The 21,589-nt window shown below is 61.9% G+C and carries 22 protein-coding genes; 10 read left to right on the top strand and 12 right to left on the bottom strand.

From position 1 onward, the window contains the following. Positions 1-703 (top strand): aldehyde dehydrogenase family protein (locus tag HNH97_RS10280; RefSeq protein ID WP_171790809.1); only part of this gene is annotated, 703 nt, incomplete at its 5' end. Positions 704-992: 289 nt separating this feature from the next. After that, entirely contained in the window at positions 993-2,453 is a 1,461-nt protein-coding gene (locus HNH97_RS10275; protein WP_171790816.1) for a phosphomannomutase, read from the top strand. A gap of 105 nt (positions 2,454-2,558) precedes the next feature. Here the strand turns inward: HNH97_RS10275 and HNH97_RS10270 are convergent, their stop codons facing one another. The 3 genes from HNH97_RS10270 to HNH97_RS10260 all read right to left on the bottom strand — a co-directional run bounded on the left by HNH97_RS10270 (position 2,559) and on the right by HNH97_RS10260 (position 5,013). Next, positions 2,559-3,584: an MYG1 family protein gene (locus tag HNH97_RS10270; protein ID WP_110912251.1), complete on the bottom strand. Its 1,026-nt coding sequence runs from the start codon at positions 3,582-3,584 to the stop codon at positions 2,559-2,561. Between the two features lie 134 nt (positions 3,585-3,718). Beyond that, positions 3,719-4,279, bottom strand: coding sequence for a methylated-DNA--[protein]-cysteine S-methyltransferase (locus HNH97_RS10265; RefSeq protein WP_171790808.1), 561 nt, complete (start codon positions 4,277-4,279; stop codon positions 3,719-3,721). 185 nt (positions 4,280-4,464) lie between these two features. Further along, a complete protein-coding gene (locus HNH97_RS10260) occupies positions 4,465-5,013 on the bottom strand; it encodes a Dps family protein (protein WP_171790807.1) in 549 nt (182 codons plus the stop codon). Positions 5,014-5,271: 258 nt separating this feature from the next. Between HNH97_RS10260 and HNH97_RS10255 the strand changes: the two genes are divergently transcribed. Beyond that, positions 5,272-5,865: a cupin gene (locus tag HNH97_RS10255; RefSeq protein WP_171790815.1), complete on the top strand. Its 594-nt coding sequence runs from the start codon at positions 5,272-5,274 to the stop codon at positions 5,863-5,865. On the opposite strand, the gene HNH97_RS10250 is transcribed toward HNH97_RS10255, so the two are convergent. Continuing rightward, a complete protein-coding gene (locus tag HNH97_RS10250; protein ID WP_171790814.1) occupies positions 5,777-6,808 on the bottom strand; it encodes a LysR family transcriptional regulator in 1,032 nt (343 codons plus the stop codon). The two genes, HNH97_RS10255 and HNH97_RS10250, sit on opposite strands and share 89 nt — an antisense overlap. A 161-nt stretch (positions 6,809-6,969) precedes the next feature. Between HNH97_RS10250 and HNH97_RS10245 the strand changes: the two genes are divergently transcribed. Further along, positions 6,970-7,743, top strand: coding sequence for an SDR family oxidoreductase (locus HNH97_RS10245; RefSeq protein WP_171790806.1), 774 nt, complete (start codon positions 6,970-6,972; stop codon positions 7,741-7,743). Between the two features lie 536 nt (positions 7,744-8,279). Here the strand turns inward: HNH97_RS10245 and HNH97_RS10240 are convergent. Continuing rightward, positions 8,280-8,780 carry a periplasmic heavy metal sensor gene (locus tag HNH97_RS10240; RefSeq protein WP_390669855.1) on the bottom strand — a complete coding sequence of 167 codons (501 nt, stop codon included), beginning with the start codon at positions 8,778-8,780 and terminating at the stop codon, positions 8,280-8,282. 387 nt (positions 8,781-9,167) lie between these two features. On the opposite strand from HNH97_RS10240, the gene HNH97_RS10235 reads away from it, so the two are divergent. After that, a complete protein-coding gene (locus HNH97_RS10235) occupies positions 9,168-10,109 on the top strand; it encodes a nucleoside hydrolase (RefSeq protein ID WP_171790804.1) in 942 nt (313 codons plus the stop codon). An 80-nt stretch (positions 10,110-10,189) separates the two neighbouring features. Here the strand turns inward: HNH97_RS10235 and HNH97_RS10230 are convergent, their stop codons facing one another. Next, positions 10,190-10,690 carry a GAF domain-containing protein gene (locus HNH97_RS10230; RefSeq protein WP_171790803.1) on the bottom strand — a complete coding sequence of 167 codons (501 nt, stop codon included), beginning with the start codon at positions 10,688-10,690 and terminating at the stop codon, positions 10,190-10,192. Between the two features lie 186 nt (positions 10,691-10,876). Between HNH97_RS10230 and HNH97_RS10225 the strand changes: the two genes are divergently transcribed. Next, positions 10,877-11,806 (top strand): glycosyl transferase, encoded by a 930-nt coding sequence (locus HNH97_RS10225; RefSeq protein ID WP_171790802.1) that lies wholly within the window; start codon positions 10,877-10,879, stop codon positions 11,804-11,806. A gap of 63 nt (positions 11,807-11,869) precedes the next feature. Here the strand turns inward: HNH97_RS10225 and HNH97_RS10220 are convergent, their stop codons facing one another. Genes HNH97_RS10220 through HNH97_RS10210 form a run of 3 tightly spaced genes read right to left on the bottom strand, consistent with a single transcriptional unit; the run spans position 11,870 to position 12,626 of the window. Continuing rightward, positions 11,870-12,124, bottom strand: a complete 255-nt coding sequence (locus HNH97_RS10220; protein WP_171790801.1) for a hypothetical protein — start codon at positions 12,122-12,124, stop codon at positions 11,870-11,872. Positions 12,125-12,159: 35 nt separating this feature from the next. Then, on the bottom strand, positions 12,160-12,315 hold the full coding sequence (locus HNH97_RS10215; RefSeq protein WP_167400265.1) for a hypothetical protein: 156 nt from the start codon (positions 12,313-12,315) through the stop codon (positions 12,160-12,162). 32 nt (positions 12,316-12,347) lie between these two features. Further along, positions 12,348-12,626: a hypothetical protein gene (locus HNH97_RS10210; RefSeq protein ID WP_110912369.1), complete on the bottom strand. Its 279-nt coding sequence runs from the start codon at positions 12,624-12,626 to the stop codon at positions 12,348-12,350. Positions 12,627-12,763: 137 nt separating this feature from the next. On the opposite strand from HNH97_RS10210, the gene arfB reads away from it, so the two are divergent. Continuing rightward, a complete protein-coding gene (arfB, locus tag HNH97_RS10205; RefSeq protein ID WP_171790800.1) occupies positions 12,764-13,186 on the top strand; it encodes an alternative ribosome rescue aminoacyl-tRNA hydrolase ArfB in 423 nt (140 codons plus the stop codon). A 123-nt stretch (positions 13,187-13,309) separates the two neighbouring features. On the opposite strand, the gene HNH97_RS10200 is transcribed toward arfB, so the two are convergent. The 3 genes from HNH97_RS10200 to HNH97_RS10190 all read right to left on the bottom strand — a co-directional run bounded on the left by HNH97_RS10200 (position 13,310) and on the right by HNH97_RS10190 (position 19,185). Beyond that, positions 13,310-13,999 carry a Fe2+-dependent dioxygenase gene (locus HNH97_RS10200; RefSeq protein WP_110912239.1) on the bottom strand — a complete coding sequence of 230 codons (690 nt, stop codon included), beginning with the start codon at positions 13,997-13,999 and terminating at the stop codon, positions 13,310-13,312. A 291-nt stretch (positions 14,000-14,290) separates the two neighbouring features. Further along, positions 14,291-16,771, bottom strand: a complete 2,481-nt coding sequence (locus HNH97_RS10195; protein ID WP_171790799.1) for a TonB-dependent receptor — start codon at positions 16,769-16,771, stop codon at positions 14,291-14,293. A 287-nt stretch (positions 16,772-17,058) separates the two neighbouring features. Beyond that, positions 17,059-19,185: a TonB-dependent receptor gene (locus HNH97_RS10190; RefSeq protein ID WP_227744482.1), complete on the bottom strand. Its 2,127-nt coding sequence runs from the start codon at positions 19,183-19,185 to the stop codon at positions 17,059-17,061. Between the two features lie 244 nt (positions 19,186-19,429). Here HNH97_RS10190 and HNH97_RS10185 point away from each other — a divergent pair, with 244 nt between their 5' ends. Genes HNH97_RS10185 through HNH97_RS10175 form a run of 3 tightly spaced genes read left to right on the top strand, consistent with a single transcriptional unit; the run spans position 19,430 to position 21,452 of the window. Next, positions 19,430-19,720 (top strand): hypothetical protein, encoded by a 291-nt coding sequence (locus HNH97_RS10185; RefSeq protein ID WP_171790797.1) that lies wholly within the window; start codon positions 19,430-19,432, stop codon positions 19,718-19,720. Next, positions 19,720-21,186, top strand: a complete 1,467-nt coding sequence (locus HNH97_RS10180) for a PepSY-associated TM helix domain-containing protein (protein WP_171790796.1) — start codon at positions 19,720-19,722, stop codon at positions 21,184-21,186. The genes HNH97_RS10185 and HNH97_RS10180 overlap by 1 nt, the downstream gene beginning before the upstream one ends. Continuing rightward, a complete protein-coding gene (locus HNH97_RS10175; RefSeq protein ID WP_110912235.1) occupies positions 21,183-21,452 on the top strand; it encodes a hypothetical protein in 270 nt (89 codons plus the stop codon). The genes HNH97_RS10180 and HNH97_RS10175 overlap by 4 nt, the downstream gene beginning before the upstream one ends. Positions 21,453-21,589: the final 137 nt, after the last annotated feature.

Here is a 21,589-nt window from a genome sequence, read left to right as displayed (position 1 = left end):
GCTGAAGAAAGACACAATGGAACTCGGCGGCAGCGATGCCTTCATCGTGCTGGATGATGCGGACCTTGAACTGGCGGTCAAATGGGCGACGTGGGGACGGTTCGCCAATAACGGGCAGGTCTGCACGGCGGCCAAGCGGATGATCGTGCATGAGAAGGTCTATGACGCCTTCCTCGCGGGTCTGAAAAAAGCGATCACACAGTTCCGCATTGGCGATCCGCTGACTGAGGGCACCACCCATGGCCCGATGAGCAGCAGGAAGGCACTCGACACCGCACTGGCGCAGACCGACGAAGCCGTCAGGGCAGGGGCAACGCTGGTGGCAGGCGGCAAGCGGATGGAGCGGACGGGCTTCTTCATGGAACCGACCATCCTGACCAATGTGTCAAAGGACAACCCGGTCTTCTATCAGGAGATTTTCGGCCCCGTTGCCGTCGTGCACAAAGTAGCAAGCGAGCATGAGGCCATCGAACTGGCCAATGACTCACCCTATGGCCTTGGCGGTTCCGTGTTCTCCCGCGACCTTGGCCGGGCGGAACGGGTGGCCGAAGCGGTCGAGACCGGCATGATGTTCATCAACACGGCCACGGCCGCAGCACCCGAACTCCCCTTTGGCGGGATCAAGAATTCGGGCTTTGGCCGCGAACTGTCCTTCTTGGGTATTGAGGAGTTCATCAACCGCAAGCTGATCCGCGTCGCCTGAGGCGGATCAGCGCCCAAAATCATTCACAGGTTTTTGGTGAAGCTTTTTGCAGGAAGCTTCGAAAGGACGTCGCCTGCTTAACCCAAAGGCGGCGTCCAGAACCTTTCTGTCGATGCATTGTCCCGAAACACCCATTCCCGCGGCCCGCGCATGACAGGCAACGCCCGCCTGAATATCCATGCAATCGGGGGAAAAATCCCCTAACATGAAATGGATGGGGCCCTGTCACGCCCCTGCCTTTATCCGATCAAGCCGCGAGAGAATGCACCTCATGAAAATAGCCCAGTGGATGAAACAGTCAGGTGTGGCGTTCGGGACCAGCGGTGCGCGCGGCCTTGTGACCGCGATGACGGATGCCGTCTGTTTCGCCTATACCGTGGGTTACCTGAAACATCTGGCGACACTTGGGGAATTCGCACCCGGCACGCATGTCGCGGTGGCAGGCGACCTGCGCCCCAGCACGCCCCGGATCCTGCGTGCCTGTGTCGCGGCGATCGAGTCCATGCGGGGCGTGCCGGTTTTTTGCGGCTTCGTGCCGACCCCCGCCCTGTGCCTGCATGCTTTCGCGCGCGGCATCCCTTCCCTGATGGTCACGGGCAGCCATATTCCCGCCGACCGCAATGGCATCAAGTTCAACCGCGCACGCGGCGAGTTCCTCAAGACCGACGAAGCCGCCATGCGCGAACAGGACGTCGCACTGCCCGATGGCTGGTTCGGCGCAGATGGTGCGCTCACAAAACAGGTCGAACTGCCCGCGATCACGGACGTGGTGCCGGATTATGTCGCGCGCTACCGCGACTTCTTCGGTCCCGATGCCCTGTCGGGCCTGACGCTTGGGATCTACCAGCATTCCGCCGTGGGGCGCGACGTTCTGATGCTGGTGGTCGAGGCATTGGGCGCAAAGGCCGTGCCGCTGGGGCGTTCGGACACGTTCATGCCCGTCGATACCGAGGCCGTGCGCCCCGAGGACGCAAAGCTGGCGCGGGACTGGGCGGCAGACGGCACGCTGGACGCCATCCTGACGACGGATGGGGATTCCGACCGGCCGCTCCTTGCCGACCGGCATGGCAACTGGCTGCGCGGCGATGTGCTGGGCATCCTTGCCGCACGGTTCCTCAACGCCGTGGCCGTCACCACCCCCGTCAGCAGCAACACTGCGCTGGAACAGGCAGGCTTTGCGCGTGACATCCGCCGCACGCGCATCGGATCGCCCTTTGTCGTCGCCGCGATGACCGAGGCGGCGGACGCCGGCCTTGTCCCCTCCGTCGGGTATGAGGCCAATGGCGGCTTCCTGCTGGCGAGTGACGTGCGGCACGAAGACCGCACGCTGGCGGCGCTGCCGACGCGCGATTCCGTGCTGCCGATGCTGTGCGCGCTGGTTGCGGCACGCCGGGCGGGCACGGATCTGGCCGGGCTTGTCGCGACGCTGCCGCCACGTTTCACGCTGAGCGACCGCCTGGTGGAAATGCCTACGGAGCAGAGCAGGACGAAGATCGCGGCACTGGCCGACAACCCGGCGGCAGGTGCCGCGGCACTTGGCCTTGTCGCGGCCTGTGGCGACCTGTCGGATGTGGATACGACGGATGGGCTGCGGATGACCTTCTCCAATGGGGAGATCGTCCATCTGCGCCCGTCTGGCAACGCGCCGGAACTGCGTGTCTATGTGGAGGCCGACAGTCCGGAACGCGCTGCCGGCCTGCTGAAAACCGGTATTGAAGCCGTCAGCCCATGGCGCAAAACGGCATCCTGAAATTTAAAAGTTTTTGGGTGCCGCTTTTTTCAAAAAGCTTCGAAAGAAGCCGCCTTTTTAAAAAAAGCGGCACCCAAAAACTTTTATTCCTTTACCTGTTTCCCCTTACGCGCCCTTGTTCAGGGATTCGTCGATTTCCAGTGCAAGGCGCGCCATCTTCAGCGCCCCTTCTTTGCTGCCCGCGCCACAGATGAAACGCGCGGGATGGGCGAAGACCGCATCCTCCACACCGGACACCTTCGCCAGCGCCTCACCATCCAGTCCGCGCCATGCTTCGGGCAGGGAGACACGCTGCCCGAAATCACCACGCACGGGGGGCACGGCCTTGACGTTCCAGCGTCCGGGGGCGGCAGGCGAGACGACATAGACGACCGGCAGGTCATGCTCGAAAATCACCTTTTCGGTCGGCATGCCCGTATCCATGACCAGGATACGCTTGTCCTGCGCCGCCTCGTATGCCGCCAGCACACGGTCCGTCGCCTTCAGGCTGGCGCGGACGCGATCGACGGTGTTGACCAGAAAGGCCGCAACCGTGGTGGCCGCATCGGCGAACCCGATGCTTTCCTGCATCTTCGCCTCGTCCGGGCCATAGAGTTCCGCCGTGTCCCATGCCGGACGGCAGGAGGAGACGATGTCCGCCAGCGACAGCTTTTCCAGTTTGACGACGCCATTGTCATCCTGGTCGATCGGCAGGACCAGCGACCGGTCGATCGACTGCCAGATGAGGGGAAGTGCGGCCTCGTCCACCGGGGCCTTGAGGATGTTGCGGATCGCGGCAATGCCGTAATCCTTCCACAACAGGCCCGCCGCGCTGTAGGGAACGCCGTCCTCACGCAGGGGCTTGTCCTTCATGTGGTGGTCGTAACGCCCCTTCTGCGGGTCATAGATCCCGCCGACGTCGAACACGATATCCGCCGCGCGGATACGTTCGGGCGAACGCGTCCGGCCGAAATCCAGCCTGTCGGCAGGCGCGGTCCCCAGCACGCGGCCCCGCAGGTCGCCATGGGGGGCCAGCGCGTAATGCAGGATGACATATCCCAGCGTCTCATCGACGTGGAAATTCCCCGAATGCGTCAGGGCTTTGACGGTTGCGGCCTCATCGCCAAGGCCAACGGGGGTGTAGTTTGACATATCAGGACCTACCAACGAACGGGAATGAATGGGCGTCTGCGCCCCTCATGCCGCAAAGAGTAGGGCAAGACAACCGGCACACCCGCATCCCGCCATGCCCGATGCCTCCCCGGGTTACCCCATGGCCTGCCCGTTCATGCCGGTTCCGCAACCCTTTCCGTGATGGCGGCCTCACGCGCGATCAGCGCCCGCTTGCGCGCCACACCCCAGCGATAGCCCGACAGCGTGCCATCGCTGCGCACGACCCGGTGGCACGGAATGACGACCGCCAGCGCATTTGCACCGCACGCCCCGGCCACCGCCCGCACCGCCGCAGGCGCGCCGATCCGGCGTGCAAGTTCGGCATAGGTCACGGTCGTACCCGGCGCGATGGCCCGCAGCGCCGTCCATACCCTCTGCTGGAACGCGGTCCCCCTGATATCGAGGGGCAGGTCCACCTGCGTCGATGTCCCGTCAATGAACGCCGTCACGCGGCGGAGATATTCCCGCGCCTGCGGATCATCATCGACCAGTTCCGCCCTGGGGAGGCGCGCCTGCAGGTCATGTCGCAATGCCTGCGCACTGTCGCCCATCACGATGGCCACCACGCCACGCGCGCCTGCGGCCAGCATGACCGTGCCCAACGTGCATGGCCCCGACGCCATGCCAAGGCGCTCGCCCCCGGTGCCAGCCTTCTGGAACGAAACTGTTGTCATCGCCTGCCTCCCTTCCCTGCGGCATGGAGGGTACACCACCCCGGACGGCGGGGCCACGAAAAGGCATGTGGGCCATCAAAGTTTCCGGGTGCCGCCCTTGGTCTAAAAAGGCGGCGCTTTCTGAAGCTTTTTGAAAAAAGCTTCACCAAAAACTTCTTTTCGATCTTGTGGTTTTTTGCACCGGATCAGGTGTTGCTGCCGAAGGCCGGGCGCGTGGCCTCGAACAGGAACCATGTCCGGCGTTCGGTCTCGTCAATCCAGACTTCAAGCAGGCTTGCGGTCGCCACGTCATTGCCTTCATCGCACAGGGCATGCACCGCGCGCAGGCGTGCCGTCAGCGCAAGGTTGTCCTCCCGCAGTTCCGACAGCATGTCCTCGGGCGTGACATATTCGGCGTCATTGTCGGCCACTTTCGTCAGGCGCGCGATCTCGCCCACGGAATGCAGCGTCGTGCCGCCGATCTTGCGCGCTCGCTCGGCCATCGGGTCGGTCATGGCGAAGATCTGCGTGCCCTGTTCATCAAGCAGCAGGTGATAGTCGCGGAAATGACGGCCGCTCATGTGCCAGTGGAAGTTCTTTGTCTTGATATACAGGGCAAAGACATCCGCCAGCGTCGCCTTCAGTCCGGCGGCGATGTCATGCACCGCGGCCTGCTTCAGGTCCGTGGGGGTGCCAAGATAGGTCCGCACATGTGCCGCACCCGCCTTTGTCGCGGTGGCCTTCGTCTGTGTCATCGCACTCTCCATTGGGTCTATCGTCCCCGAACGAGCCTGGACGACACAGGGTTGCATGCGCATGCAACCCGCCCGCACGCCATGCGTCCCCTATAAAGGAATATGTTTCAAAAGTTTTTGGTGAAGCTTTTTCCAAAAAGCTTCGAAAGACGCTACCCTTCTGGAAAAAGGCAGCCCCCGGAAACTTCTGTTGTTTTATAAAATCCCATACGGACACAACGGATCAGGAGCATCCCCATGACCTTGTCCTGCGCGAAAATGGAACGCCGCCAGTTCCAGGCGATCCTTGGCATGCTGGGACTGGTGCTGTGCGGCGGGCATGTCCGCGTGGCGCGCGGGGCCGCACGCAATGGTCCCGACGCCTTCATGCTGCCGCCCAATGGCTGGGTTCCCAACAACGTGCACCTGCCGGTGCTGCATTACCGCAATGCGCTTCCCACCGACACCCGCGATCCGGCGGCGGGGATGGAGGCGCTGTTTACCGCCAACGGATGGCCGCCGCGCTGGCGCTGGGGCGTGTATGACTTCCACCATTACCACAGCACCGCGCATGAGGTACTGGGCATCGCGGCCGGGTCCGCGCAACTGCGCCTTGGGGGGCCGGGCGGCCGTCCCGTTACGGTCCGGGCGGGCGATGTCGTCGTCCTGCCTGCGGGCACGGGACACAGGAACGAGGGATCGGATGACGGTTTCCTTGTCGTGGGTGCCTATCCCCCCGATCAGGATTTCGACCTGCAACGCGGTCCCATCACGCCTGCGGCAATCACGGTGATGAACCGCCTGCCCTTTCCCCCGACGGACCCGGTGCAGGGGCGCAACGGGGCCCTGTCGCAGTTGTGGCACGCCGCGTAACATCACCGGTCTGGGACGGGGCATCCGCCACAGAACCGGCCAGTGGCTGCCCGGGGATATGCAGCGCTTCCTCCAGCCAGTCGGCAAAGACCTGTATCCGCCGCGACAGGTGCTTGCGATGCGGATAGAGCAGCGCCATGGGCAACGGGGCCGCACGCCAGCGGGGCAGCACCTCCACCAATGCGCCAGAATGCAGGAGGTCGGCCACGTCATAGGCCGGGATCTGGATCAGCCCCAACCCCGCAAGGCAGCAGGCAATGAAGGCCTCCGCGCTGTTGACCGTGACACGACCGGACATGGCGAGGCTGCGGGTGGCGCCGCCTTCCTCCCACTCCCAGTCCTCGATCCGCCCGGTGGAGGGCGAGGCGTAGCGCACGGCCTGATGATGCGCCAGGTCGGCGGGCACCTGCGGCACGCCATATCGCGCCAGATAGGCGGGCGAGGCGACATTGACCAGCGCAAGGTCGCCCATCCGCCGCGCGATCAGGCCGGAATCGTGCAGCGGCCCGACCCGCAGGACACAGTCGATCCCGTCCTCCACCAGGTTGACGGCCCTGTCGGTCACGCCCAGCGCGATGTCGATCCCCGGATAGCGCCCGAGGAATTCCGGCAGGCGCGGCGCCACCAGCAACCGCCCGATCCGCCCCGGCAGGTTGACCCGCAGCAGGCCACGGGGACTGCTCCCCTCGTGCCGGAACAGGTTTTCGGCCTCCTCCACATCGGCAATCAGGCGCAGGCAATGGTCATAGAACGCCCGGCCATCCGTTGTCGGGGTCACCGAACGGGTCGTGCGCGCCAGAAGCCGCGCGCCAAGGCGCCCCTCCAGTTCCTGTATCGCGGTGGAAACGGTCGAACGCGGCAGGTTCAGCGTTTCTGCCGCACGGGTAAAGCTTGTCGTCTCCACCACGCGGGCGAAGACGCGAAACAGGTCGATCCGGTCCATCTGTCCCCCACAGGCCGCAGGTGCGACACTTTGTTCGCGATTTACGACATATGTTGTCAGGAAAGGCAACTTTATCGCGATATTCCAAATGATACCTTCATCCGGCATTGCTCCGCTCCGGGGGAGCGCACATCGCATCACAACGAAGGAACACCGAGACCATGGTCGATCACAGCATCAAAGGGAAAACCGTCCTGATCGCGGGCGGCGCAAAGAACCTTGGCGGGCTGATTGCCCGTGACCTCGCCGCCCATGGCGCGCGTGCCATCGCCATCCATTACAATAGCGACGCCAGCAGGGCCGAAGCCGACAGGACGATCGCGGACCTGAAGGCGGCGGGCGTGCAGGCCGTGGCGTTCCAAGCGGACCTGAGCACCGCGGCGGCAACAGCAAAGCTGTTTTCCAACACGGTCGCGGCCATTGGCCGTCCCGACATCGCCATCAACACGGTTGGCAAGGTCCTGAAAAAACCCATCGCCGAGACGAGCGAAGAAGAATTCGACGAAATGTTCGCCGTCAACACCAAGGCGGCATTCTTCTTCATCAAGGAAGCGGGCCTGCACCTGAACGACCATGGCAAGCTGCTGACACTGGTGACGTCGCTGCTTGGGGCCTATACGCCGTTCTACTCCACCTATGCCGGGTCGAAGGCGGCGGTGGAGCATTTCACGCGCGCGGCGTCGAAGGAATATGGCGCGCGCGGCATCTCGGTCAATGCGATCGGCCCCGGCCCGATGGATACGCCCTTCTTCTACGGGCAGGAATCAAAGGAAGCCGTGGCCTATCACAAGACTGCCGCCGCCCTGTCCCCCTTCAGCAAGACCGGCCTGACGGATATCGAGGATATTGTCCCGCATGTCCGCTTCCTCGTCTCTGAAGGATGGTGGATGACCGGGCAGACCATCCTCGTCAACGGTGGCTACACCACGAAGTAAGCCGCCTCCACCGTCTGCATGACCGCGTCCGGCAACACCTGCCGGGCGCGTTTTCTTTTTCCGTTACACGACCATACGCGGGCACGTCGCCATGCCCGCCCGTGCCAGCGCCATATCCCGGCCACCGGCTTTTCCCCCCGATATCTGCTGACATCCCTGCCAGATGGCGCGCCCCCGGCGCGCGCATCATGTGCCGCCAACGCGCCATCGCACGCATGTTTTTCTTTATATATTAAGTTCGATAATATCACATGAAATCGAAATGAAACGCGCCCCCGAAAGCCCGCCGACAAATCATTCAGAAGTTTTTGGTGAAGCTTTTTTCAAAAAGCTTCGAAAGACGCCGCCCTCTAAAAAAGGCAGTCGGACTTTGATGTCATCCCTAAGTTCCGCCATCCGGCATTAGACCCGCCTCTGTCCCGCAGGCCGAAGCACGGCATTACCGGGATGCACAAACAGAAATGGCGCCGGTTGCAAGGCAACCGACGCCATAACCCTGACAGGATGGGGAACGCCCCACCCTTTGACCGCAGAACTTACTTCTGCGGGGGCGCAGGGGGCGCCATCAGGGCATGAAGCTGTTCATGCAGGGCATCGATCTTGTCCTGCCGGTCCTTGATCTGCGCCAACTGATCGGGGGTCAGGATGTCGTGGATCTTGACCTCGAACTGCAGTCGCTGCGCCGCGCGCTTCTGGTGCAGGGCGTCAAGCTGCTGCTCGACAGAGGTCAGGCTGGCCTGATCCACCGTGCCGGGCGTGGTCAGCAGGGTCCGCAACTGCGTGCGCAGGGCGTGTTCCTGCTGCATGTCCGCGTGGAAGTCGGGATGGTCGCCATGCATCAGGGCTGCAAGTTTCTTGTGCTGCGCCGATGTCAGGGTGATCCCCTGGAGGGAAAGGAGATGTCCATGATGGGGGCCATGCCCGCCGCAACCTTCACCCGGCGGCGGGGGAGGCGGAGCATCGTGCGCCAGCGCCGCATGTCCAGCCGTTCCGGCCAGTCCGGTCATGACGGCAGCAGCGAGAAGCATTTTCTTCATCATTTTCTGACTATGTCCTGAAAATATTAAAATGATGTAATCAGCGTCAAGTCATGCGCCTTACAGATATGGTTATACAGAAGGCCATATGTCAGAATGCGGCATCTGTTCTACGAATTGTAACAGCGATTATTCCTGACAGACCGCACCGTCTCCATAGCACGCCCACAGGCCTACCGGCCACCAATACAGGCAACATCACGCAACCGTTCGGAAATGTTTTGAAAAACACCTGAAATATTCATCCATGTCCCCAAAAAAAATAGCCACAGAACCCTTTGCCCTATCAATGGGTTGGTTTCAGCCAATCTCCTGCTGGCGCGGGAACATGGAAATATCCTACCGTAACGCCTCCATGAGACAGGCGGCACGGGGCAGGCGGGCGACATGACAGCACACAGGATTATCATCGACACCGATCCCGGCGTGGATGACGCGCTGGCCATCATGCTGGCGCTGGCATCCGAACAGGTGGAGGTACAGGCCCTGATCAGCGTGGCGGGCAATGTCACGGTGGAACAGACCGCACGGAATGCCTGCCGCATCCTTGAACTGGCGGGACGGACGGAGATCCCGGTCCATGCCGGATGCGCCCGCCCGATCGGCCATACCAGCGTCAGCGCCAGCCATATCCACGGCGTCACGGGCATGGACGGCCCGGACCTGCCACCGCCGACCATGCCGATCCAGACCCAGCACGGGGTCGATTACCTGGTGGACGCCCTCCGCACGGCCCCATATGGCAGCCTCAGCCTCGTCATGCTGGGGCCGATGACGAATCTGGCGATGGCGCTGGTCAAGGCACCCGATATCGCCACGCGCCTGCGCCGGGTCGTCGCGATGGGGGGCGCATGGTCCGAAGGCGGCAACATCACCCCCACCGCCGAATTCAATTTTTATGCCGATCCGGAAGCCGCCGATATCGTCCTGCGCAGCGACATTCCCCTTACCCTGCTGCCACTGGATGTCACCCACCAGTGCCTGACGACACCGCAGCGTCTGGCGCGCCTGCGCGCGCTGCCCGGTCGCTGTGCCGCTGCTGCCGTGGCGATGCTGGAGCGGGCGGGACAGTTCGACCTGGCCAAATATGGCTGGGCGGGCGCGCCGTTGCATGATCCGTGCACCATCGCCAGCCTGATTGCCCCCGACCTGTTTGCCGGGCGGCGGGTCAATGTCACGATCTCGCTGCATGATGCGCTGACACGGGGCATGTCGGTCGTGGACTGGTGGGGCACCACGCAGCGCCCCGCCAACGCCATGTTCATGCGACAGGTCGATGCGGACGGGTTTTACGACCTGCTGACACACCACCTCGCCCGCCTGCCCTGACCGGGACGGGCACGGACCGGAAAACATGAAGCTTCAGGAAACGCCGCCTTCCCGGATCAAAAGGCGGCACCCGGAAACTTCTACTCCCGGCGCCCCCGGACTTCCCCGCCACAGGCCCGCACATACAACGCCGCGACCTGTTCGATCAGGGCGGCATGCGCCTGCGTGAAACGCGCGAGGGAGGGACTGTCGATGTCGATCACCCCCAGCAGGCGGTCCCCATCGACAATGGGCACCACGATTTCCGAGCGTGAGGCCGCATCGCAGGCGATATGCCCCGCGAACGCATGGACATCGGGCACCACGACCGTCGTGCGCTGCTGCGCCGCCGTGCCACACACCCCCTTGCCCATCGCGATGCGGGTGCAGGCCACACGCCCCTGGAACGGCCCCAGCACAAGCTGCCCGTCGCGCAGGAAGTAGAACCCCGCCCAGTTGATGTCCGCCAGTCCTTCGAACAGGATGGCCGCGATATTCGCCGCGTTGGCGATCGGATCGCCTTCCCCTTCGGTAATGGCGGCGACGGTGGCGACGATCTCGTCCTCGCCAAGGGTGGCCGATGTCCCCGTGTGAACTGTCATGACGCGGTTCCTGTGATGGTCATTGCACGGCCCCGAACATAGCGGCGTTCCCCCATGTGGACCAGCGCCACCCCCCACACGATCCGGCGGAGGATACGCCCGCCGTTCCCCCCCCGTCATGATGGCTCTATGCTGCACCGGCCCGCGCCGCCACGACCGGCGGGCAGGCAAGGCAGGAGGCCCCGGTTGCGCAAGGTTATCGTTACGGGATGTGACAGTGGTTATTTCCCGCTGGTCATGGAACTGATCCAGTCGATCGGCGGCAGGACGGATGCGGCATTATGCGTCCTTGACGCGGGCCTGTCGCCCCAGCAGGTGCAGGTATTCTCGGACCTTGGGGTTCTGGTCTGCACGCCCCATGTCCCGCCCTGCGCGCCCGCGCGGCAGATACGCCAGCGCCCGACCCTTGCCATCAACCTGTCCAAGCTGTGGCTGGACCATGTGCTGCCGCAGTTTGACCTGATCCTGTGGATCGACGCGGATGCGTGGGTGCAGGACATCACCGCCATCGAACACATGTTCGACGCCGCGCGTGACGGGTCACTGGCCATTGTTCCTGAAATCGGGGCCAAGATCGCGGACATGTTCGCGATCCGCTGGATCTGTCCCGGCTGGATGCAGGTGCGTTCGTTCCTGTACAAGAACGCGCGCAAGGCCCGCCTGCCCTTTTCCATCCGGCGACGGATCGGTGCGAAACCCCTGCTCAATTCTGGGGTGATGTGCCTTCATCGTGATGCGGACATATGGCCCGTGCTGCGCAAATGGCAGGACACCATCGTCCGCCGTGGCGGGGCCCTGTTCACGCAGGATCAACTCAGCATCGCGCTGGCGGTCTATATCGACAATGCCCGCGTGACGTTCCTTGATAACGCCCACAACTATATCGGGCCATGGCTGCTTGACGTGGAACGTGGCAGGCTGGTCAACCTGTTTTACCCGCATGACCCGGTGGGGATCGTCCATCTGGTCTCACAGGCGCAGTTGCGGCAGTCGCTGTCGAATACCCTTTCCGTCCCCACCCTGTCGGGGGAGGAGGTCGCGCTCAACCTGCGTTTCGGGGGGCTTCAGGCCTTCCGCCGCGCGCACCCTGCATCCGGGGGGGATGTTTCGGAATAACGGGACAAAAATTCCCGGGTGCCGCCTGTTTGAAAAGGACGGCACCCGGGAATTTTTAAATATTCACGATGCCACGCGGTCCTTGCGCGCCTTCAGCACAGTTTCCGCCGCATCATGCAACTGCTTTGCCAGATGGCGGGCCTGTTCGGGATGCAGGGCCGTGACCACGCGACGGTCCCCCGATTTCAGATGGTCAGGGGATGTGGCCATGAACAGGTCGAGGATGACCACGGAATCCTGCACGGCTTCTGCCCCGCAGCTTACGGTGGGATAGACGACAACATTGCCGCTGTTGTCTTTTGCGTGTTCGTCAGACATGGGTTCCTGCCATGATTGAGGGAAAGGAAGCGCCCTTAACGCGTGCGTTTCTTCTGCGCCTGTTCCTGGCGCAACTGCGCGCTCTGCGCCTGGATGGTTTTCTGCGCATTGGCCAGCGCATCCCTCAGACGGGCCAGTTCGGTCTTCAGGGCTGCGATCTCGGCACGCAGGGCGGGGGGATGATCATCCATTCGTCACAACCTTTGCATACAAAGAAGGGGCACTACTGGGTCGCAAATCGCGAACGTACCTGGTCGAACAGGGCGCGCGCGGCCATGTCCTTGCTGTCGGTATGTTCCATCAGGTGACGCATGTGCGCGGCGATGTCCTCGGCGCGCAATGTGCCGCTATCGGTCAGCATCTGCATCAGTTCCATGATGACAAGCTGCTGTGCCGCGATCATCTTGACCACCGGCATCACCTTTTTCTGCGCCGCCTGGTCCGCCGCCTGCGCCAGCAGGTCGCGCAACTGTTCGCTTTCGCGATCCGTAACCTCGGTCATGTGTTCCTCCCGCCATGTTTCCTTGTTGGGTGCATGGTGGTCGTATCCACGTCCGCAGGCAATGCCCGCCATGCGGGGAAGGTATCCGCAAAGCGAACATCTGCCCACACAATGGCGGGAATATGCTATACGCAGGCATGGCGTACCATGTTCTTCCCGATCTTGTTATCTCCGACGACGATCTTGTCGTGACCTATATCCACGCGTCCGGGCCGGGGGGACAGAATGTCAACAAGGTCGCGACCGCCGTGCAACTCCGCTTTGACGCGGCGCGCTGTGCCGCGCTGACGTCACGCATACGCGCGCGCCTGCGCCTGCTGGCCGGCAGTCGCATGACGCGGGAGGGCGCCGTCATCCTGACCGCGCAGAGGTTCCGCAGCCAGACCCGCAACCGCGAGGACGCGATCGAACGCCTGTGCGACCTGCTGCGGCAGGCGGCGCACGTCCCCACGCGTCGCATCGCCACCCGCCCGTCCCGCACGCAGCGCCGCCGCAGGATGGATGACAAGGCGCGACGTGGACAGGTCAAGCAGGGACGCGGCCGCCCCGCCCTCGACTGACCCGCTGCCTCATGTCGGTTGAAGGGCGTTGCACCGGAAAAGTTTCCGGGCGCCGGATTTTTCAAAAATATGGTGTTGCCTGAAGCTTTCTGAAAAAATCTTCACCGAAAACTTTCATCTGTCTTACAGGATGCACCACTGCCGCATCAGGTTGTGATAGATGTTCGTCAACCCCAGCACGGCAGGGTCATGATCGCCAAGACGCTCGCGCAGCGTGATGGTCTGCAGGTCAAGGTCGAACAGGATACGCCGGCGCGTTTCATCGGCCACCATCGACTGTGACCAGAAAAATGCCGCCAGTCGCGACCCGCGCGTCACCGGGGTCACCCGATGCAGGACGGTTGTGGAATACAGGACCAGATCACCCGCCGGCAGCTTGATCGCCTGTTCCCCACCGGGATCGGACATGACCAGTTCGCCACCGTCATAGTCATCCGGGTCGGACAGGAACAGCGTGGAGGATACATCCGTGCGGATGCGCGTATGGATCCCCGCCGCATAAATCCCCCGGATGGCGTTATCGACATGCGCGCCAAAGGACATCCCCACGTCATAGCGGTTGAACAGCGGGGGACTGACGCGATAAGGCAGCACCGCACTGTTGAATGTCGCATTGCGGCCCAGCGCACGCAACACGATATCACCCAGTTCCCGGCAGGCGGGGGAATCCTGCGGCAGTTGCCGGTTATTCTTGCTCTTGGCGGATTGCTGCCCGGCTGTCTCCCGCCCGTCCGTCCATTGCGCCGCACGCAGCGTCGCCTGACAGTGGGCCAGTTCCTCGGCATCAAGCAGTCCGGGCACATGTAACAGCATTCGACCTTATCCCCGTATCCGTGCGTCCCGGCCTCAATGGCCGATCATCCAGCACCACGCCACAGGAAGGTGCTTACGAAATCTGGCAAAAATCATGAAGCAGTTTCTGGTAAAGATTTTTTTTCAGAATGTCATGCCCAAAGATATTGGAGGACCATGGCCTGCATGCAGGAATTTCGTGAAATCATAAAAAGTTTTTGGGCGTCGCCTTTTTTCAAAAAGGCGACGTCTCCTGACGCTTCCTGAAAAAATCCTCACCGGAAACTTTTATTTTCCATAATGCCTCTCCCCTTAATACTGGGCCGAAACATTGAACAGGAAAGACCTGCCGATGGAAGGCGTCACGCGGTTCGAAAACAGGCTGCCGTAATTCAGGCGGTTATCAAGGTTGTAGGCATTCATCGCCACGCGCCAGTGGTTGTCGAACCGGTGCGACACCATGGCGTCGAATTCCACCGTGGCGGGTGCGCGCGCCGTGTTTGCCTGATCCAGCCATACGCCCTGCCGCCATGTCAGGCCACCGCCAACCGTCATGTTCCACGGCCTGCGCGGCGCGATTTCATACGACGTCCATGCCGTCGCCTGGTTGTGGGGAACATACTGGATCTGCCCGCCCTGCTTTGATGTTGAGGAACCGGCCTTGGTGATCGTCGGGTCATACAGCGCATACGTGCCATAAAACATCCAGTTGGGCAGCAGCGTGCCGGAAATGCTCAGTTCCAGTCCCTGGTTGCGTTCCTGGTCACTTGTCGCACTGATGTCGCCGGTGGTGGGATCGGTCTGGATCGAATTGCTCTTGTCCAGACGGAAAAGTGCTGCCGTCATGCCGATCCGGTCATGAAAAGCACTGTATTTCGCGCCAATTTCATAAAGGGAGCTGCGTTCTGGCGCGGCGCTCTGGCTCTTGGCGGTCATCGGTTCGGAACTGTTGGTGACATACATGCTCAACGGGGTCGTGGACTGCGACCAGTTGAAATATACCATCAGGTTGCTGCGCGGCGTATACATGATGCTGACACTGGGGTTGATGGTCGTCTCATCCTGCCCGTAATGCACGTCGGGATATTTGGCGGTATCGCCGCCCGTCGCACTGTAATGGCTGTTCCAGTTATCCCAGCGGAACCCCGCCTTGACCGACAGGTAATCGGTAAACCAGACCTGATCGGACAGGAAGAACCCGACATCGAGCGCGTCACTGTCCTTGTAACATTTCTTGCCCACACCGCTGATGTTCACAAGGCGGTCCGGATACTGGTTGCAATCCCCCAGCACAAGGCCCGGCACATACATCGACGGGTTCAGCAGGCTGGTGCTGGCACGGTTGCTGCCATAGGCATAGTTCTGCCGGTGATCGGTCACGTATTCGATGTCGAATCCGCCGATGACCTCATGCCGGATGCGCCCGGTCTTGAAACGCGCAACACCGGAGAAGACATCCTGTATGGACCAGTCGCTCTGCCGATAGGGTTCCGGCCCCCCCACGCCACCATTGCGCGCGACCTGCGCACTGGCGGGATTGGCGGAGAAGAAATCACTATTACATGTCGCGGACGGCACGCTGCCATTGATCAGGTTGTTGTTATAGGCCGTAGTACCTGCCGCCATGCTCGAACAGGCCTCCTGCGAGGCGGAGAAGTAGCGATGGAAGATCCCGCCACGCATGTCGTTATACAGCGTCAGGATGGGACTGACATGCGCCGTCAGGCGTCCCGTGATCATGTCGTCGCTGCTGTTGTCCTGATCGTAGGTCGTGCCATACCAGTTGGTACGTCGCACGCCATATTCGGTGACCGGACGCCCGATCGCCTGCCCGGGCTTATAGACGACCGGCACACCGTAATCGGGGATGCGGTTGTCATTCTGGTGGAAATATTCAAGGACGAACGAGACCTTCTTGCCCAGGCCAAAGGCGATCGACGGCGCGATGCCCCAGCGGTGGGAGTAGATATAGTCACGGCCGACCACATTATTTTCGTTCCCCATGCCCGTCAGGCGGAACGCGATGCTGTTGGTCAACTGCTGGTTGATATCCAGCGTGCCGCGATAGTACGATCCGCTCCCGCCCGAGAAATTGGCCTGGTACGCATTGCCAAGGTGCGGGGCCTTGGTGACGATGTTGATCGCACCGCCCGTCGTACCGTTGCCGAAGACTTCCGATGACGGTCCCTTGATGACGGAGACATGGTCGTAATCGAAACTGTCGCGGGTATAGACGCCAAAGTCACGCAGTCCGTTTTCATAAATGTCGTTCTGCGACTGGAACCCGCGGATCAGGAACTGATCCCCCGCCATGCCGCCTTCCCCCTCACCCACCGACGCCGTGATGCCGGGCACGTTCTTCAGCGCTTCGTCGAGGGATTTGACGTTCTGCTGCTGCATCAGCACCTGCGGCACGACATTGATGTTCTGCGGCGTATGCATCGCGTCATGCGGCATGCGGCTAAGGCCCACGGACTGCCGCAGCGCATTCATTGGCGAGGCCGTCACCGTCGTATGGTCGTAACGATGATCCGAAAGCACCCCGTCCGCATCTGGCTGCGCATCACCTGCTGGCGTGGTGTTCGACGTCGCGGCGGTCGTACTGGTGGTCGCACGTCCCCCCTGCCCCGACGTAGATGCCACGGTGGACGGTGCCCCCGTCAGCACGGTGGCGGAGGCATTGCCCGTCGTGCTGGTCGTGGCGGCATGTGCCGCGGACGAACAGGCAAGCGCCAATGTTGCGGTTGCTGCGGAAAATGGTCGGAGACGTCGGGGTGGGAGCATGGGGGCCATCTCTGTTTTTGCAACTCATTATCAATTGCCACCCTATTACTCGTAGTGATTCTGATTCGCAATATCAAACCGATACATAGGGACACGAATTGCAACAGTACGATCCGCGCATGCCGCCTGTGGCAACATGGCGGGACATGGCGCATCAGTCACCGGGTGCCTGTCCCCACAAAAAACGCCATGGCCGTACAAGCCGGCCATGGCGTCATGGGTACCGTCCCGCATGCTGCGGACCGTCAGGAAGGATTCCGTTTCATGCCGGTTATTTCAGGAGGAATCCCGTCCCCCTACAGATCGGCGGTAAAGGAAAACTTGAACGTACGCGGCAGGCCTTCAAGCAGGTAGCCATTGAAGGACGACGACCAGTACCGGGTATTGGCCAGGTTATCGACGCCAAAGCGCAGGGTCAGCGGTTTGTGATCTGCCACGAATGTGTACCGCGCGGCCAAATCAAAACGTGTCCAGACCGGCAGGTGCAGCGTATTGGACGTATTGACCATCTGCTTGCCTGTATTGACGACACGCCCGACAACCGTCGCCCCCTTCAGGAAGGGCAGGTCATATTCCAGATTCCCATTGATGGTGTAATTGGGAATGCCAATTGCAGTATGCCCGTCCTGCAGGCCACCGGCCGTACGCCGCAGGTCCGCATCAATGACCGTGCCACCCCCATTGAACCGCAGGCCCGGCAGGATCTGGCCATTGACGCTGAGTTCAATGCCGCGATTGCGCTGCAATCCATCCTCGACATAGATCGACTGCCCGCTATTGCCGACGGCCTGCGAATACGCGTTGGGCTGCGAAATCTGGTACACCGCAAGCGAGGTGCTGAAACGCCGGGTTTCATATTTCACGCCCACCTCGTACTGCGTGGACTTATAGGGCGCGAAGACCTGCCCCTGGTTGAGGGTATCGGCAGGCGCGGTCGGCCCCTGCGACAGCCCCTCGATCCGGTTGAAATACAGCGCCGTCTGCCGTGTCGGATGGATGACCAGCCCCACGACGGGGGTAATCGCATCCTGATCGTAATGCGAGTTCACGGCCCCACGCCCCGACGCGGCATAGTCATATCCGTTGATCAGCATGTTCTGGTAACGAAAGCCGCCGGTCAGGGCCACACGATCGTGGAAGAACGACATCGTATCGGAAAAGAACAGGCTGTACAGACGCGTACGGCTGATGGGTTGCGGGTTGCCGACGTCGCCACCGCTGAAGGTATTGGCAAGCGGCGCGATCGTGGGGGTGCGGTAGATGTTCGTCGCCGCCGATGTCAGCGCCATGGAATAGGCGGTATCCGCTTCCTCCCACAATGACGATCCACCGGCATTGACCTCATGCCGGACGGGCCCGGTATTGAAATGCGCCCGCACGCCGCCACGCGCGCTTTCGTTCGTCTGGACATAGGGCACATACATGCTGCCGATCGTTGCGGCCCCGGTGGCGGCATCGGTCACGGTGGGGTTGGCATATTCCCCCTTCTCATTCCCGCCAAGGCCGCCAAACGCGCCATAGACCGTGATGTGTTTTGAAAAATCATGTTCGACATTGAACTTGCCGAAAATGTAGTTCAGGTCGTTATAGGCCCAGCGCTGTCCGAAATTATGCGAAGGTGCCGCCGCGCGGGGCACCGCCGTCACGCCAGAGCCAAGGAAGATGGCCGGCCGCCCGCCATTCACGCCCTGATTCTGGTAATTCATGTCCAGCGAGATGCGGGTACGGTCATCATGCCAGTCGAAATCCGCGCCCACGGCGGCGGAATGGCGGTATTCATGGTCGATGGAATCCTCGCCATCCTGTCCCGCGACATTCAGGCGGAAGCCAAAGGCCTTGTCCCGCCCGAACCGCCGCCCGAAATCCACGCTGCCACCACCAAGGGCGTTGCTGGTGTAATCGCCCGTCACCCGCGTGATGGGGGTTGTGGTCGCGTGCTTGAATTCCAGGTTGATGTTCCCGCCAATGGCCGATCCGCTGGGCGCCGCGCCATTGAGGAAGGCGCTGGCGCCGTTGAGCACCTGCACCTGGTCATAAAGCTGCGGCGAGACAAGCTGCCGGGGGGTGATGCCATACAGGCCGTCGATGGCCACGTCATCGCCATTGACCGGGAAACCACGGATCACGAACATTTCGGAAAAGTTGCCATATCCATAGGTCGTGCGGACCGACGGATCATTCTCCAGCACCTGCCCGAGTGTCTGCGACTGCTGGTTGAGGATCATGCTGGCGTTATAACTGCGCACGTTGAAGGGCACATCAAGCCCCTTCTTGTTCCCCAGCGCGCCGAGGTTCCCGCCGGTCGTGACTTCCATTTCATTGTGACGCTTGGCGGTCACGATGATCTTTTCATCCTTTGTCGCGGCATCCGACGTGTCCTCATCGGCCGCAAGGGCCGGCAGGCACGGCACAAGACTGCCCATGAAAATCACGGCCGCCAGTCTTGCGACGTTTTTGCGGCGGTCGGAAAGCAGGCAGACACATAACATCACAGGGAGCCTCGGATAAAAACGGTTGCGTCGAGGCGTGATATACGCAAGTGCGAGTAAGTCGCAACAGCAGGATGGACATTCCCATACGGTTTTCGCAAAAGATGCGGGTTTGTGGCATGAATACCACATGAGAATGCGTCGCATCCGTTTAACATTATGTAACAGAAGGATTTTCGTGACCCGCGACAAGGCAAAACAGAAATCCGCGCTGTCCGCCGACAGGGTCTGCTGCGCCGTTGCGGCATGCGTGCTGTCATATTTGGCGGCGCGCCTGATCGTGTCGGATTTCAGCCACTGGCATGTCCCCCTGCCGGCCGAGGCCACGGCGCTGGGCCAGGTCATCGCCGTGGCATGCCTGCCGGTCATGGTGCTGGTCGGTTTCGGGATGCGGACACGCCATCGGGGGCTGGTTCTGATCGGCATGCTTGGCGGTCTGGCCGCGCTATGGCCGCAGGTCCTGTCGTAATGCGCGAGACGCTGCGCACGCGCATGGGATGGCTGCATGCATGGGTCGGCTTCCTGTGCGGGCTTGTGCTGGTATGCATCTGCGCCACCGGCACGCTTGCGGTTTTCGATACGGAAATCACACGATGGATGCAGCCGGAAATCAATATTCCCGCCAATGCCCCCCTTACCGATACGGCACTTGACGCGGCGGCGGCACGCGTGCGCGAACAGCAGGCGCGGGGTATCTTCGCATTTCTCAACCTGCCTTCCGCCCGCACGCCGATGCTGGAGGTCCTGCATTACAACGGCCATGAATTCACCGGCGATGTGCTGGACCCGCGCACGGGTGCGCCCATTGCGGCACGCGCCACGGCGGGGGGCAAGTTCTTCTATAACTTCCACTATACGCTGCGTGGCGGCGGCACGGTTGGCGTGGGGATTGTCAATGCCCTTGCATTCGGGCTTCTGATTTCGGTGGGGGCGGGTATCGTCATCCATCTGCGCGCCCTGCTGCCCGATATCGTCATGCTGCGCCTGTCGGGATCGCGTCTCCGCTCATGGCTGGATGCGCACCTGCTGGGCGGTGTCCTGTTCCTGCCCTTCATCGTCATGATGGCCTATACCGGCATCCTTATACATGCCGACACGATCCTGCCCGCACGCCTGCCCGCGCTGGTGGAAGCCCCGAAGGCACCCGCCGCGCCACCCGCGCGACCGCCCGCCCCGCCCCTGCCCATGGTGGCGCATCTGCGACCGCTGCTGGAGACGGCGCGCAAAAACCTTGGCGGGCGGGAGTGCGGCTTCATCCTGTTTTCGCCCGACCGGCTGAGCATTTCCGCAAGCGACGCCTCCGGCCCGTTCCTGACGCGTGACCATGTCGATTTCGCCCTGCCGGACGGGCACGTGCTGGGCACCACACTAACGCGCCGTCCCATCGCGACGACCCTGCAACTGATGCACGGACTGCATTACGCGCGCTTCGCACCGCCCGCGCTGCGGTGGCTGTATTTCATATCCGGCCTTGGGGCGACAGCAACCATTGCAAATGGCCTGATCCTGTTCCTGATGAAACGGCGCCGGCAGTCGAGGCACCTTCGGGCCTTTCGCATCGCGGAAGGACTGAACATCGCCACCATCACGGGTTTACCGGTCGGTATCCTGTCGTTCCTGTGGGCCAACCGGATGCTGCCTGCGGGCATGGCCGGGCGGGACATGCTGGAAATCACCGTGTTCCTTGTCATATGGGCCGCCTGCGCGGTGCATGGCATTTCGCGGTCATGCCGGACCTTTCCCATGCGGGGATGGCGCGAACAGCTTGCGGTCATCATGGTGCTTGGCTGTGGACTGCCCCTGCTGGATCTTGTATCCGGCATGGCGGCGTGGCTTCATGCGCCCGGCCTGCATGCGGGCATTGGTGGCATGGCGTTCCTGTGCGGCCTTGCGGCATTCCATGCCTCGGCACGGATCGGCGGGGAACCCCGATGATGATCCCCTGCCTTGTGCTGTTATGGACATGCTGCCTGTCATGCCATGCGGGACTGCACCCCACCCGCTATCGCCTGCCGGGCGTGCCGGCGCGGTATCGTGCGGTGCTGCGGACATTGCGGTCGGGTACGCCGGTCCTTGCCCTTGGCGCCGCACTGACGGATGGCGTGGTGAACGGGATCCTGCTGTGGTGTGGCGCATTTTCCATCGCCGGACTGCTGGTCGCGGGTGGCATCGCGGCATGGTCCGCAAGGCACGGACCATGAAAAAGTTTTTAGTAAAGTGCCCCAAAAGCCCTCGCAGGACAGTACATTTCTGAAAAATCCCAGAACCCGGAAACTTTTATTTCATTCCCTGCCCATGACTGCCCGGTCCCAGTAACTTTTGAGAATGGAACATAAGA

Origin of the sequence: Gluconacetobacter entanii (assembly GCF_013155425.1) — a bacterium.
In the GTDB taxonomy this organism is placed as follows: Bacteria; Pseudomonadota; Alphaproteobacteria; order Acetobacterales; family Acetobacteraceae; genus Novacetimonas; species Novacetimonas entanii.
Note: the sequence above shows the minus strand (reverse complement) of the source record. Positions and strands in the feature narration are given on the sequence as shown.